Annotated in this window: 12 protein-coding genes; 6 read left to right on the top strand and 6 right to left on the bottom strand. The window is 73.7% G+C overall.

What is annotated here, in order from left to right; all coding sequences use genetic code 11:
- Window positions 1-33 precede the first annotated feature (33 nt).
- A complete protein-coding gene (locus tag ACFYYN_RS34905; protein WP_500548891.1) occupies window positions 34-951 on the top strand; it encodes a helix-turn-helix domain-containing protein in 918 nt (305 codons plus the stop codon).
- A gap of 7 nt (window positions 952-958) precedes the next feature.
- On the opposite strand, the gene ACFYYN_RS34900 is transcribed toward ACFYYN_RS34905, so the two are convergent.
- Window positions 959-1,342, bottom strand: coding sequence for a DUF1330 domain-containing protein (locus tag ACFYYN_RS34900; protein ID WP_500548890.1), 384 nt, complete (start codon window positions 1,340-1,342; stop codon window positions 959-961).
- A gap of 245 nt (window positions 1,343-1,587) precedes the next feature.
- On the opposite strand from ACFYYN_RS34900, the gene ACFYYN_RS34895 reads away from it, so the two are divergent.
- The 3 genes from ACFYYN_RS34895 to ACFYYN_RS34885 all read left to right on the top strand — a co-directional run bounded on the left by ACFYYN_RS34895 (window position 1,588) and on the right by ACFYYN_RS34885 (window position 4,318).
- Entirely contained in the window at window positions 1,588-2,460 is an 873-nt protein-coding gene (locus ACFYYN_RS34895; protein WP_500548889.1) for an oxidoreductase, read from the top strand.
- 96 nt (window positions 2,461-2,556) lie between these two features.
- Window positions 2,557-3,258 carry an SDR family NAD(P)-dependent oxidoreductase gene (locus ACFYYN_RS34890; protein ID WP_500548888.1) on the top strand — a complete coding sequence of 234 codons (702 nt, stop codon included), beginning with the start codon at window positions 2,557-2,559 and terminating at the stop codon, window positions 3,256-3,258.
- Window positions 3,259-3,475: 217 nt separating this feature from the next.
- A complete protein-coding gene (locus ACFYYN_RS34885; RefSeq protein ID WP_500328809.1) occupies window positions 3,476-4,318 on the top strand; it encodes a prephenate dehydratase in 843 nt (280 codons plus the stop codon).
- Here the strand turns inward: ACFYYN_RS34885 and ACFYYN_RS34880 are convergent.
- Window positions 4,279-4,485, bottom strand: a complete 207-nt coding sequence (locus ACFYYN_RS34880; RefSeq protein ID WP_500548887.1) for a hypothetical protein — start codon at window positions 4,483-4,485, stop codon at window positions 4,279-4,281. The two genes, ACFYYN_RS34885 and ACFYYN_RS34880, sit on opposite strands and share 40 nt — an antisense overlap.
- A gap of 244 nt (window positions 4,486-4,729) precedes the next feature.
- On the opposite strand from ACFYYN_RS34880, the gene ACFYYN_RS34875 reads away from it, so the two are divergent.
- The gene (locus ACFYYN_RS34875; protein WP_500548886.1) at window positions 4,730-5,707 is read left to right on the top strand and encodes an alpha/beta fold hydrolase; all 978 of its coding nucleotides are present in this window, start codon (window positions 4,730-4,732) and stop codon (window positions 5,705-5,707) included.
- A 25-nt stretch (window positions 5,708-5,732) separates the two neighbouring features.
- On the opposite strand, the gene ACFYYN_RS34870 is transcribed toward ACFYYN_RS34875, so the two are convergent.
- Both ACFYYN_RS34870 and ACFYYN_RS34865 read right to left on the bottom strand, forming a co-directional pair.
- On the bottom strand, window positions 5,733-6,680 hold the full coding sequence (locus tag ACFYYN_RS34870) for a DUF8832 domain-containing protein (RefSeq protein ID WP_500548885.1): 948 nt from the start codon (window positions 6,678-6,680) through the stop codon (window positions 5,733-5,735).
- A gap of 140 nt (window positions 6,681-6,820) precedes the next feature.
- The gene (locus ACFYYN_RS34865) at window positions 6,821-9,334 is read right to left on the bottom strand and encodes a SpoIIE family protein phosphatase (protein WP_500548884.1); all 2,514 of its coding nucleotides are present in this window, start codon (window positions 9,332-9,334) and stop codon (window positions 6,821-6,823) included.
- A gap of 176 nt (window positions 9,335-9,510) precedes the next feature.
- Between ACFYYN_RS34865 and ACFYYN_RS34860 the strand changes: the two genes are divergently transcribed.
- Window positions 9,511-10,113: a GNAT family N-acetyltransferase gene (locus ACFYYN_RS34860; RefSeq protein ID WP_500548883.1), complete on the top strand. Its 603-nt coding sequence runs from the start codon at window positions 9,511-9,513 to the stop codon at window positions 10,111-10,113.
- A 395-nt stretch (window positions 10,114-10,508) separates the two neighbouring features.
- Here ACFYYN_RS34860 and ACFYYN_RS34855 read toward each other — a convergent pair whose 3' ends face one another.
- Together ACFYYN_RS34855 and ACFYYN_RS34850 are read right to left on the bottom strand one after the other, a co-directional pair.
- Window positions 10,509-12,338 carry a glycoside hydrolase family 15 protein gene (locus tag ACFYYN_RS34855; RefSeq protein ID WP_500548882.1) on the bottom strand — a complete coding sequence of 610 codons (1,830 nt, stop codon included), beginning with the start codon at window positions 12,336-12,338 and terminating at the stop codon, window positions 10,509-10,511.
- A gap of 22 nt (window positions 12,339-12,360) precedes the next feature.
- Window positions 12,361-12,513, bottom strand: coding sequence for a hypothetical protein (locus ACFYYN_RS34850; protein ID WP_500548881.1), 153 nt, complete (start codon window positions 12,511-12,513; stop codon window positions 12,361-12,363).
- Between the last annotated feature and the right edge of the window lie 194 nt (window positions 12,514-12,707).

Below are 12,707 nucleotides of genomic sequence, written 5' to 3'. Positions count from 1 at the left end.
ACAGCAGGGGGAGCGCGCGGGAGAATGGGGCACATGACTGCGGCATCTGGTCCTCGCGAACTCGGAGCCTTCCTGAAAGCCCGCCGGGCGCAGCTGGCACCGGACGAATGCGGTCTGCCGCCGGCGGATTCCGGGCGCAGGGTCGCGGGTCTGCGCCGTGAGGAGGTCGCGCAGCTCGCCGCGATCAGCGTCGACTACTACACGCGGCTCGAGCAGGGCCGCGTCCGGGCGTCGGCTTCGGTCCTCGCCCCGCTGGCCCGTGCGTTGCGCCTCGACGAGGACCAGCAGAGGTACCTGTACGAGCTCGCCGGCAAGGCCGACGCGCAGCCGCGGCGCCGCCGTCCCGCGCAGGGCGTGAGGCCCGCGATGCGGCGTCTGCTCGACCAGCTCTCGGCGACGCCCGCCGTCGTCCTCGGCAAGCGGCTGGACGTCCTGGCCTGGAACGACGCCGCCGCGGCCCTGTACACCGACTTCTCGGCGGTCCCGCCGGGCCGGCGCAACTATGTGCACCTGCTCTTCACGCACCCGACCGTCCGCGGCATGCACCGGCAGTGGGAGCACGACGCCCGCGACGCCGTCGCCGCCCTGCGCATGCAGGCCGCCGCTGAGTCCGACGATCCCGAACTGGCGCGTCTGGTGGGTGAGTTGTCGGTCCAGGACGCCGACTTCCGCACCTGGTGGGCGGAGCACCGCGTCATCACCACCAGCTACGGCACCAAGCACTACCGGCACCGGCTGGTCGGTGACCTCACGCTCGACTGCGACACGTGGAGCAGTCCCGACGGCTCGGGTCAGCGCCTCATGGTGCTGACCGCCGAGCCCGGCAGCCCGTCGTACGACGCCCTGCGCATCCTGGCCTCGTGGACGGCCGGGCAGCCGGGCGCGGACGAGGCCGGGGACCGGGCAGGCCGGCGGGGCGGGATCGACCCGCCCCGGCCAGGGTGCCTCTGAGCCTGCGTCAGCCGTCCGCACCGTCCGCACCGGACGCGCCGGACGCACCGGCGAGCGACGCCCGGACCTGCCGGGCGAAGCCGGCGACGGTGTAGTCCGCGGGAAGACCGTCGATCAGCACGAGGTCGGAGATCGCGTTGCGGGTGCGCAGCGGCAGGATCTCCTGGTACTCGGGGGAGTTGTACCAGTCCTGGGCCGCGGCCCGGTCGGGGAACTCCAGGAGGACGACCAGGCCGGGCCAGGCGCCCTCCACCACGGTCGGCTCGCCGTTCGCGAGCCACGTGCCGCCGTAGGGCCGCAAGGTGGCGTCGACGCGCTCCAGGTAGGTCAGGCCCTCGTCGTTCGGGATGCCGCCGGGGATGCGCAGGTGGTTGATCAGGTACGTGCTCATGTCTGGCCTTCCGGGGTGGGTGCCGTCGCCGGTCGTCGTGACCAGGCGACGTGACGGACCGGCCGGATCGCCGTGCGACGCGCCGCACGGACGCCGGGATGCGTCCCCGCGGGTGAGGCGGCTGGTCCCCTCACCCCCAGGAACAGTGGGGCACTGCCACCCGCGCCCCACGCCGCGCACAGTGGAGGGCGGCCGGAGCCGACCGGTTCGTCACCCCTCACACCAATGCGCGAAAGGTGCGACACATGAGCAATGCCCGGAATCTCCCTGGTGGTGCGCTGCGGCTCGCGGACGACCTCGTCATCAGCCGCATGGGTTACGGCGCCATGCAGCTGGCCGGTCCCGGGGTCTTCGGCCCGCCGAAGGACCGCGACCAGGCCCTCGCCGTGCTGCGGGAGGCGGTCGAGCTCGGTATCACCCACATCGACACCAGCGACTTCTACGGTCCCGCGGTGGTCAACGAGCTCATCAGGGAGGCGCTGCACCCCTATCCGGACGCCCTGCGCATCGCCACCAAGGTCGGCGCACGTCGCGACGCCACCGGCGGCTGGATCCCCTCCCTGGAGCCCGACGACCTCAAGGCCCAGGTGCACGAGAACCTCCGCCGCCTGCGACTCGACGCACTCGACGTGGTCTACCTGCGCCTCGGCTCCGTGGAGGACACCGGCGACGACCCGATCGCCGAGGAGTTCGGCGCCCTCGCGGAACTGCGCGAGCAGGGCCTGATCCGGCACCTCGGTCTCAGTGGGGCCTCCGACGCCCAGCTGACCGAGGCGCAGTCCATCGCCCCCGTCGTGGCCGTGCAGAACCTCTACAACCTGGTCAAGCGGCAGGACGACGCCCTCGTCGACCGGTGCGCGGCCGAAGGCATCGCCTTCGCCTCCTTCTTCCCGCTCGGGGGCTTCACCCCGTTCCAGTCGGACGGACTCGCGGGCGTGGCGGCCCGGTTGGGTGCCTCGCCGCAGCAGGTCGCCCTCGCCTGGCTGCTCCGGCGGTCGGCGACCACCGTCCTGATCCCGGGTACGTGCTCGCTCGCGCACCTGCGCGAGAACGTGGCCGCGGCCGCCCTGGAACTGCCTGCCGACGCCGTCGCGGAACTCGACGGCATCGCCGGCTGAACGGCGCCCCACTCGCGCCACCCCCCACCCCCCACACCCCCCGACACGTCGGCGCGCGGTCACCCGTGCGTCGCGCGCACCAGCAAGGGAGCACCCATGACCATCACGCTCGTCACCGGCGGCAACAAGGGCCTCGGCCGCGAGACCGCCCGCCGTCTGATCAAGCTCGGGCACACCGTCTACATCGGCTCCCGGGACGCCGCCCGCGGACGGGCGGCCGCCGACGAGCTCGGGGCGGAGCTGCTCCTGCTCGACGTCACCGACGACGCCTCCGTGACCGCGGCGGCCGAGGAGCTGCGGCGCCGTGAGGGCCGGCTCGACGTCCTGGTGAACAACGCGGGCGTCTTCGAGGGCATGGTCGGCGCCGCGGAGGCCTCCGGCGCCCACATGGCGACCGTCCTCGACGTCAACGTCGTCGGCCTGGTGCGCGTGACGCACGCCTTCCTCCCCCTCCTGGGGGAGTCCGCCGCGCCGGTCATCGTCAACGTCAGCAGCGGGCTCGGCTCCTTCGGCACGGTCCTCGACCCCGGGAAGAACGAGTCGCGGTACGTCACGCCCGTCTATTCCGCGTCGAAGGCGGCGGTGAACATGCTCACGGTGCAGTACGCCAAGGGCCTGCCCCACATGCGCGTCAACGCCGTCGAGCCCGGGTTCAGCGCCACGGACCTGCACGGTCTGAGCGGGCACGGCATCCAGACCCCGGAGGAGGGCGCCGAGGCGATCGTGCGCTACGCCACGGTCGGCCCGGACGGCCCGACCGGCACCTTCGGCGACCTCACCGCGCAGTTGCCGTGGTGATGATCCCCGGGCCGGCCGCCGGGGCCGGCGCGGGACCCACGGGCGGTGGGGGCCGCCCGTGGGCCACCCGCCCGCGCCCGGGGTGAGCCGGGGCCCGGTCAAGGCCACGGCCGTCCGGCCCTCGGACGGGAACGGGGTGCGCGCGCGGCGCGCAGTAGCATGCGAGGACGGCCCCGCCGCACGCACAGCCCACCGATCCGGAGATACCGACGCGCACATGGTGACCATCGCCTACCAGGGAGAACCCGGATCCAATTCCGCCGCCGCGGCCCGCAGGCTGTACCCCGAGAGCCGGGAGCTGCCCTGCACGACGTTCGAGCAGGCGCTGGAGGCGGTCGCGGTGGGGAGCGCGGACCTGGCCGTGATCCCCGTGGACAACTCCGCCGCCGGTCGCGTCGCGGACGTCCACCACCTGCTGCCGGAGGCGGACCTCTCGATCATCGCGGAGTACTTCCTGCCGATCCGCTTCGACCTGATGGGCGTGCCCGGGGCCACGCTGGAGGACGTCGTGTGCGTCCGCAGCCATGTGCACGCCCTGGGGCAGTGCCGCAAGATCATCCGCGAGGGCGGCTGGCAGACGCTGGTGAGCGACGACACCGCGGGCGCCGCCCGCGAGGTCGCGGAGCTCGGCGACCCGCGGCACGCGGCGCTCGCCCCGCCCGGCGCGGCGGACCTGTACGGGCTGCAGGTGCTGCGCGGCGGCGTGGAGGACACCTCCGACAACACCACCCGCTTCGTCGTCCTCTCCCGCGACGCCGTGTTCCCGCCGGACTCGGGCACGCCTATGATGACCAGCCTCTTCTTCTCGGTGCGCAACATCCCGAGCGCGCTCTACAAGGCGCTCGGCGGCTTCTCCAGCAACGCGGTGAACCTCACCAAGATCGAGAGCTACCAGGTGGGCGCGGGGCTGAAGGCCAGCCGCTTCTACATCGAGATCGAGGGCCACCCGGAGGAGAGCGGCGTGGCCCTGGCCCTGGAGGAGCTGCGCTTCTTCTCCTCCGAGGTGCGGATCATGGGCGTCTACCCGGCGCATCCGCACCGCTTCCTGGACCACGACTGACGCAGGATCCGGCTCCGCGGCACGAAGACCGCGCCGATGGCGCGCAGCGTCCCGGCGGCCGCGGTGTAGTTGCGCTCCAGTACCGCGATCCGGCGGCTGACGGTCGACTTGTCGAGCAGGAAGGGCGTCGCCGAGTCGGTGCCGAGGCAGCCCCCGCGCTCCCTCATGGGGTCGAGCGCGAGGCGGAAGACGAGATGAGCGAGGCCTTCGCCGTTCGACCCGGAACCGCCCCCGCGGCCCGGCCGCAAGGCGCGCCCCGCGGGCCGCACACCCCCTCGGGGCAGCTTTCACCCCGACGGCCCACGGGCGTGACCCGGTCGGCATACGCGGCCGGGCCTGTCGCCGCCGAGCCGTGAACACTCAGGTGCCGTAGGGCCCCCGCCCTGAGCACCGAGGAAAGCGAGATACGGCATGGCGGCAACTCTGGATTCCCGCTCGCGGCGTCGCATACGCCGCGCCCACGTCGCCGCGGCCGGCTGCGCCCTGGCCTTCTGCGCGTCCGCCGCGGCTCCGGCCGCCGCGGACGGGGACACGACCGGGACGAAGCCGACGGTGGTCCTGATCCACGGGGCGTTCGCGGACGCCTCCAGCTGGAACGGGGTGATCGAGCGGCTCGAGAGCCGCGGTTACCCCGTCATCGCCCCCGCGAACCCGCTGCGCGGGCTGTACAGCGACTCCACCTACATCGCCTCCGTACTGGAGAGCATCAAGGGCCCCATCGTCCTGGCAGGCCACTCCTACGGCGGCGCGGTGATCAGCTCCGCCGCGGCGGGGAACCCCCAGGTGAAGTCGCTGGTGTACGTCTCCGCGCTGATGCCCGACGTCGGTGAGAGCGGGATGTCGCTGGCCGAGCGGTTCCCCAGCGCGCTGGGCACCGCCACCAAGTCCGTGCCGTTCCGGGCGGGCGGGGGAGTCAGCGGTACCGACCTCTACCTCAAGCGCGACAAGGTGCACCCGGTGTTTGCCGCCTGCCTGCCGGAGAGCCAGGCGAACCTGCTGGCGGTCACCCAGCGGCCCGCGGCCACCACCGCGTTCTCGGAGAAGGCCAAGGTCGCGGCCTGGAAGACGATCCCGTCCTGGGCCCTCGTCGGCCGCCAGGACATGACGATCAACCCGGACCAGGAGCGCTTCCAGGCGGAGCGCGCCCACTCCCACACCGTGGAGCTCGACACCTGCCACGTGTCCCTGATCGCACGCCCCGACGCCGTCGCCGACCTGATCCTCCAGGCCGCCACCGCCGCCGAGTCCGGCCGCCCGGCGCTGGCCGACACCGGTTCCGGCGAGCACCGGCCGGGCGTCGGCGCTCTGGCCGGCGCCGCCGGGGGCGCGATGGCCGCCGGCGCGGCCGCCTTCCTCGGCGCCCGTCGCCTGCGGCGCCGCTCCGGCTGAGGGCCCTGCCGAGCCACGCCCGACGTCAGTGGCCGTGGTCGTGGCCGCCCGTCCCGCCGCCGTCCGTGCCGGCATGGCCGTCGTCCGGACCGGCCGTGACCGTGAACGCGGCGGTGCGGACCGTTCCTCGGTGCTTGAAGTCGAGGAAGAGCCGGTACGTGCCCGCGCTCGGGGCCGTGGCGGTGAAGGAGACGTCCGGCCCGGGCGCGGTTGCGCCGTCGCCCGGGGCGCCGCCGGGGTGCACGTGCAGATACGCCAGGTCGCCGGCGCGCAGGGCGACCAGGTGGCCGTACGCGCCGAGGTAGGGCTGCAGGTCGGTGACCTCGCGGCCGTCCTTCGTCACCGTCAGCCGGAGCTCCCGCGCGGCGCCGGGTCGCAGGCCGCCGTGGAGCGTCACGGTGTAGCCGTCGACGGTCGCCGTCCGGGAGACCGGCGCGGGGCTGCCGGGCCGGTGGTCCCCGGCCACGGAGAGGTCCGCGCCGAGCGTGAGGTTCCGGCTGCCCTTCGCGGCGGGCGTGAAGTCGGCGAAGACCCGGTGGTCCCCGGCGCGGGGGAGGCTGACGGGGGTGCTCCACGTGCCGTCGGCGGCCCGGACCGGATGCAGATGGCGGTAGGACGTCAGGTCGCGTGAGACGACGATCAGGTGCAGCTCCTTCTCGTGGGCCCGCCGGTACGAGGTGAGCGGGTGGCCGTCGGCGTCGCGTATGAGGAAGCGCAGTTCGGCCGGGCGACCGGAACCGACGCGTGGCGTGCGGAGGTCCAGGGTGTAGCCCGCCTCGCTGATCGCCAGGCCTCCCGCGGGCTGGGCGGCGCCCTCGCCGTCGGCGGTGTCGTGCGCGTGTCCCGGCCCCGGCGCGTTCACGCCGGCCACCGGTGGGCGGACCGGGTCGAAGGCCGCGCCCACGCCGTAGGCGGTGCCGAACGAGGCCGCCAGGGCGACGGCGAACGCGGTGATCTTCGTTCCGGTGTTCAAGGCTGCTCCATGGGTGCCGTGGCATGGGGACGACGTGCCGGGCGGGCGCGTCGCCCCACGCTATACCCCCTAGGGGTATGTGCCAAGGTTCGCGAGGGCAGTACGCGGATACGGGGTGGGGGTATGTGTGGCCGTGGTCGTCAGGCGGGCGTCAGGACCTGTTCGGTCCAGATCGTCTTGCCGCGCGGATGGTGACGGGTGCCCCACTGCTGGGCGAGCTGCGCCACGAGGAGCAGACCCCGCCCGCCCTCGTCGTACGTACGGGCACGGCGCAGGTGCGGGGTGGTGTTGCTCGTGTCCGTGACCTCGGTGATGAGCGCCGTGTTGTTGTGGATCAGGCGCAGCTGGATGGGCGGCTTGCCGTAGCGGATGGCGTTCGTGACCAGCTCGCTGACGAGCAGTTCGGTGGTGAACGAGGTCTCCTCCAGGCCCCATGTCGTCAGTTGCGACGTGGTGTGGTGGCGGGCGTGCGCGACGGTGGCGGGGTCGTTGGGCAGCTGCCAGGTGGCGATGTGGTCGGAGGGCAGGGTGCGGGTCCGGGCGACCAGGAGGGCGATGTCGTCGGTCGGGCGGTGCGTGATGAGGGTGGTCAGGACCCGGTCGCAGACCGTGTCCAGCGACGAGGTCGGGTGCGCGAGGGCCGTGAACATCTTGTCCAGGGACTGGTCGATGTCGTTGTGGTGCGGGTCCAGCAGCCCGTTGGTGTAGAGGGCGAGGACCGTGCCCTCGGGGAGGTTCGTGGTCATCGTCTCGAACGGGAGCCCGCCCAGGCCCAGCGGGGGGCCGGCGGGGACGTCCAGGAAGTGGACGGCGTGGTCGGGGGTCACGACGGCGGGCGGAGGGTGCCCCGCGCGGGCGAGGCTGCACTGGCGCGTGATCGGGTCGTACACCGCGTACAGGCACGTGGTGCCGATCCCGCCCGCGGTCTCGGCGTCCTGGTCCTCCCCGGCGTCGTCGGAGCAGAGGTGGATCACCAGGTCGTCGAGGTGGGTGAGGAGCTCGTCCGGTGGCAGGTCCACGTCGGCGAGGGTGCGCACCGCGGTGCGCAGCCGCCCCATCGTGGCCGACGCGCGGATGCCGTGCCCGACGACGTCGCCGACCACGAGGGCGACACGGGCGCCGGACAGGGGGATCACGTCGAACCAGTCACCGCCCACCCCGGCGTGCGTCGTCGCGGGCAGGTAGCGCGTGGCGATGTCCAGGGCGTCCTGCTCGGGCAGGGTGTGCGGCAGCAGGCTGCGCTGCAGCGTCATCGTCGTCGTGCGCTCGCGGGCGTAGCGGCGGGCGTTGTGGATCGCCGTGGCGGCCCGGTGGGCGAGCTTCTCGGTGAGGGCGAGGTCGTCGGCGGTGAAGGGGACCGGGTTGCGGTGGCGGCTGAAGACGGCCAGCCCGAGGGTGCCGCCGCCGGCCGTGAGGGGGATCGCGATGACCGAGTGGGTGCCCGCCTCGCGGATCCACGCGGCCCGGGGGTCCTGGGCGGCCCAGCGGGCGAGGGTGGCCTCGGTGATGTCGTACAGCGCGGCCTTGCCGGTGGCCAGCGTCTGCGCGGGAGGGGACCCCGGGGGGTAGGTCGCGGTGTCGCCGAGGGCGATGAGGGCCTCGGGGGTGTCGGGCAGGATGGACCTGGCGGCGGTGCGGGTCACGGTCACCGGACCGTCCGACCCAGCGGCCCGGGCGCCGCTGGAGGGCTCGATCAGGTCGACGGCGGCGTAGTCGGCGAGCTCGGGCACCACGAGGTCGGTGAGCTCCTGGGCGGTGCGGGTGGTGTCCAAGGTCGTGCCGATGCGGGTAGCGGCGTCGTGCAGGAGCTGCGAACGGCGCCGCACCTCGGGATCCTCCCCGGCCGGGTGCGTGGTGAGCACCACCCCGCTCACGGTCCCCGCGGGGTCGGTGAGCGGGGTGAGGGTCGCCTGCAGGGCGTGCTCCCCGTCGGCGCCGTCCCCCGGCGCGGTGCCCGGGCCGCCGTCGTCTCCGGTGGCGGTGGAGCCGTCCGCGGTGAAGGGGGCCGGAGCGTGCTGCGGGCGCCCGCTGGTCAGGACGCTCCGCATGTGGGCTTCCGTCTGCCGGGCCGTGTCACCGGGGGCGAGGTCGGCCAACCGCAGGCCGCGCATCTCGGCCTCGCGCAGTCCCAGGGTGTCCTCGAAGGCGGCGTTGGCCCGCGTCAGCCGTAGCCCGGTGTCGAAGACGGCCTGCGGACAGGGGGACTGGGTGAACGCCCAGCCGCACACCGCGTCGTGCGCCGGCGGGTCGCCGGAGGACCCGGGGACCGCCGCGACGACGAGCCAGCCGCTCCTGTCGTGCGCGTCGCCGTTGTGCCCGGGCCCGGTGCCGCCCGGCGGCCGGCCGGCGGTCTCGCGGTGGTGGGCGATCAGGCGCAGGCGCAGGGTGTGTCCGTCCCGGTGGCGGAGCGCGAGGGTCCCGGCCCAGCGTGGCGTGGAGGGGGGCGGCGCGTGCGGCGGGGGTCCGGCGAGCAACAGCGTGGCGGGATGACCGATGATCTCGGCGGGCGTGTGGCCGAGCAGATGGTGGGCTTGGGCGCTCCAGCCGGTGACGATCCCGTGGTCGTCGAGCGTGGCGGAGGCGGTGTAGGCGGTGGCGCCGTCGGTGCCCAGGGACTCCGGCTGTCCACCGGCGGCGGTGGGAAGTGGCTCCATGGCTGTCATCTCGCCCTCGCTAGGTTCTTTCCCCCGCGGGGGCGGGGGAACCGGGCTCGGCCAGGGCATCCACTGACCAGCATCGTGCCTGTGACGGGTGAGCACCAACGCAACGGGCGGGGCGGGCGCCGGGAGGGGCGTCGGAAGGTGTGCCGCGGCATGAGAGCATCGCAGGCGTGTTCCTGGAGACCTCCCGGCTGCGCGTACGCCGGTTCCGCCCCGGTGACGCGCCGGCCCTGGCCGCCTACCGGTCCGACCCCGCCGTCGCCCGCTACCAGGGCTGGAGCGAGCCGGTGTCCCCTCAGACGGCCGCGGACCTCGTCGCGCGGTTCGCCGCGGGGGATCCGGAGGAGCCCGGCTGGTTCCAGTACGCGGTGGAGCTCGCCGCCACCGGCGAGCTGATCGGCGACATCGGCGTGTGCCTGCACGACAACCGGATGCAGGGCGACCTCGGTTTCACCCTCGCCCGAGCGCACCAGGGCCACGGCTACGCCACCGAGGCCGTCACCGCGCTGCTGGACCGGCTCTTCACCGTGAGCGGCCTGCACCGCGTCTCCGCCGAGTGCGACGCGCGGAACACCGCCTCGGCACGTCTGCTGGAGCGTGCCGGGTTCCGGCTGGAGGGTCGTCGCCCCGCTCACACCTGGATCAAGGGGGAGTGGACCGACGACCTGCTGTTCGGTCTGCTCGCCGCCGACTGGCAGACGCGTCACCCGGGCACCGGCCGCGACGGGGGATGGCGACAGGGGAGGACGACAGGGGAGGACGACGGGGAATGACCGCTTCCGGTTCACGGTTGGACCAGGCGCGGGAGACCTGCCACGGGACTCCACGGGGACGCGGAGCGGTCCGCCCCCACGGAGTGCCGCCGAGCAGGAGAACGGCCCCGCTTCGATCCGGCGCCGGCCTGGCCCCCCTTCCCGGCCGGCGCCGATCGTGTCGAAGGACCCCGGGGTGCGACCGGCTTCGGACAGCCCGTCACGCTGCCTGTGGCCGTGTCCGGTTGAGCCCGGGTGGGTCAGTCCGGCTCGCAGGAACCCCTCGACGGGTGTCTGATGTGGTCAGCGGCCCGGGGCCCCGGAGTGGCCCCCGATGAAAGGCCCCGGGCCCGCTTCGTGAGTCATGCCTCCGCCCCCGGGCGGTCCCGCCACGGAAGAAGTCTCCTGACGGATCGTCATGCGGCCATGGGCTGCCGGGCCTCACTGATCGCCCAGGCGGCGTTGACCAGGCCTATGTGACTGAACGCCTGCGGGAAGTTGCCGAGCAGTTCACCGGTGGCCGGGTCGATCTCCTCCGCCAGGAGGCCCACGTCGTTGACGTACGCCGCCGCCCGGGCGAAGACGTCGCTGGCCCGTTCGGCCTGGCCGGACAGGGCCAGCGCCTGGGCCAGCCAGAAGGTGCACAGCAGGAAGGTGCCCTCCTCGCCGGCGAGGCCGTCCACCCCCTCCGCCGTGCGGTACCGGTAGACCAGTCCCGCGGCGTCGGTGAGCCTCCGCTCCGTCGCGTCGATGGTGGCGCGGATCCGAGGGTCGTCGGCGGGCAGGAAACCGACGATCGGCATCATCAGGTTCGACGCGTCGAGGGCGGTCGAGCCGAAGTACTGCGTGAACGCGCCCGCCTCCTCGTTCCAGCCCTCCCGCAGTACCGTCCGGTGGATCTCGTCCCGGGTCCTCCGCCAGGCCGCCACCTTGTCGCGGCGCGCGCCCAGGCGGTCGGCGAGCCGCACCGCCCGGTCCAGCGCCGCCCAGCACATGACCTTGGAGTACAGGAAGTGGCGGGGCTCGCCACGGACCTCCCAGATGCCCTGGTCCTTGTCGGTCCACCGCTCCGCCGCGGCGTCCGCGCACGCGACGAGGAAACGCCGGGTGTCGTCGTCGATCCGGTGCAACTGGTCCGCGAGGCGGTAGGCGGCCTCGAGGAGCTCCCCGTAGACGTCGATCTGCTGCTGGCACCACGCGCCGTTGCCCACCCGCACCGGCCGGCTGTTCCGCCATCCCCGCAGGTGGGGGAGGGTGCGCTCGCTCAGGTCGTGCTCGCCGCCCACCCCGAACATGATCTGCAGCGTCCGGTCCTCGCTCAGCGACGGCGCGGCGGTCGCCAGGAAGGCGAAGAAGTCGTGCGCCTCGTCGGGGCAGGCCGCCACCCACAGGGCCTCCATGGTCAGGCAGGCGTCCCTGACCCAGGTGTAGCGGTAGTCCCAGTTGCGCTCGCCGCCCACGCCCTCCGGCAGCGAGGTGGTCGCGGCGGCGACGATGGCGCCGCTGGGCTGGAACGACAGCGCCTGCAGCACCCGGCCGCTGTGCTGCACCAGGTCACGCCAGGGCCCGTCGTAGGCCTGGTGCATGTCCGACCACGACTGCCACGCAGCGATCGTGGAGTCCAGGCGGCCGGACAGGTCCTCCTGCGTCCAGACGTGGGCCGGGGGCTCCTCGAGCGTCGAACGGTGCAGGCCGAAGCAGACGGACTCGCCGGCCCGCAGGGTGAAGGCCCCGTGGGCCGTGGCGTCCGCGAAGTCCATGCGGTACGGAGTGGTCAGCACCAGCCACTCGGCCCCTCCCCGGGACGTGACCCCGCCCTCGGTCCCCGACAGGATCGGCGCGACGAGCCCGTACTCCGGTCGCGGGCGGTACTCCGTCTCCACCGGCACCTCACCCTCGGCGCAGGTCAGCCTGCGGGCCAGCAGGTGCGGCGCGCCGGCCCCGAGGCTGTGCTCGTCACCGTGCGGGCCGGTCAGCAGGGCGTCCGTGAGCGTGGCCGTTCCCGAGTCGGTGCGGAAGGTGGTCTCCAGCACCATGGAACGGTCCACGTACGTCCGCGTCGCCTCGTACGGGACCGACGGCCGGACCGACCAGTGACCGGCCGCGCCGTCCAGCAGTCGCGCGAAGACCGAGGGGCTGTCGAACCGGGGGAAGCACAACCAGTCGACGGAGCCGTCCCGGCTCACCAGCGCGGCGGAGTGCCGGTCGGAGATCAGTGCGTAGTCTGCGATCGCGGTCGAACTCATGGCGGCTCCCACGGACAGTGGCTCAGCGGACCGGCCGGCCCTTGCCGTACGCCGCGCGCGGCTCGAACGCCGCGCCCCGCGCCGCGAGTTCGGCCGAGGCCCTCCCGATGTCCCCGGCCTGCCACGAGATCCGGGCGGAGGTCCGGGCACAGGCGCCCGCGGGCACGGCCGTCACGCGGTCGCCGGCCGGACCGGCCCCGCCGTCTGCGTCCCTGCCTCCAGTGTCCCGCGGACGGCGACGGGCGACCCGGTGCGCGGGCGTGCGGGGGTCCGTGGTGTCTGAATTCGCCGGTCGGGGGGTGTGGGGGGATGCTGGTGTATATGAGTACGCGCGTTCCTGCGGATTCTGTGCCTCGGGCGGAGTTGCCC

The sequence above is a fragment of the Streptomyces sp. NPDC001902 genome (genome assembly GCF_042891295.1).
Classification (GTDB): domain Bacteria; phylum Actinomycetota; class Actinomycetes; order Streptomycetales; family Streptomycetaceae; genus Actinacidiphila.
This window is presented reverse-complemented; position numbering and strand designations above follow the sequence as displayed.

What these genes read in the sequence shown, in the direction of transcription:
- ACFYYN_RS34905 (WP_500548891.1), top strand. Translation starts at nt 34, where the DNA reads ATGACTGCGGCATCTGGTCCTCGCGAACTCGGAGCCTTCCTGAAAGCC.
- ACFYYN_RS34900 (WP_500548890.1), bottom strand. Translation starts at nt 1,342, where the DNA reads ATGAGCACGTACCTGATCAACCACCTGCGCATCCCCGGCGGCATCCCG.
- ACFYYN_RS34895 (WP_500548889.1), top strand. Translation starts at nt 1,588, where the DNA reads ATGAGCAATGCCCGGAATCTCCCTGGTGGTGCGCTGCGGCTCGCGGAC.
- ACFYYN_RS34890 (WP_500548888.1), top strand. Translation starts at nt 2,557, where the DNA reads ATGACCATCACGCTCGTCACCGGCGGCAACAAGGGCCTCGGCCGCGAG.
- ACFYYN_RS34885 (WP_500328809.1), top strand. Translation starts at nt 3,476, where the DNA reads ATGGTGACCATCGCCTACCAGGGAGAACCCGGATCCAATTCCGCCGCC.
- ACFYYN_RS34880 (WP_500548887.1), bottom strand. Translation starts at nt 4,485, where the DNA reads ATGAGGGAGCGCGGGGGCTGCCTCGGCACCGACTCGGCGACGCCCTTC.
- ACFYYN_RS34875 (WP_500548886.1), top strand. Translation starts at nt 4,730, where the DNA reads ATGGCGGCAACTCTGGATTCCCGCTCGCGGCGTCGCATACGCCGCGCC.
- ACFYYN_RS34865 (WP_500548884.1), bottom strand. Translation starts at nt 9,334, where the DNA reads ATGGAGCCACTTCCCACCGCCGCCGGTGGACAGCCGGAGTCCCTGGGC.
- ACFYYN_RS34855 (WP_500548882.1), bottom strand. Translation starts at nt 12,338, where the DNA reads ATGAGTTCGACCGCGATCGCAGACTACGCACTGATCTCCGACCGGCAC.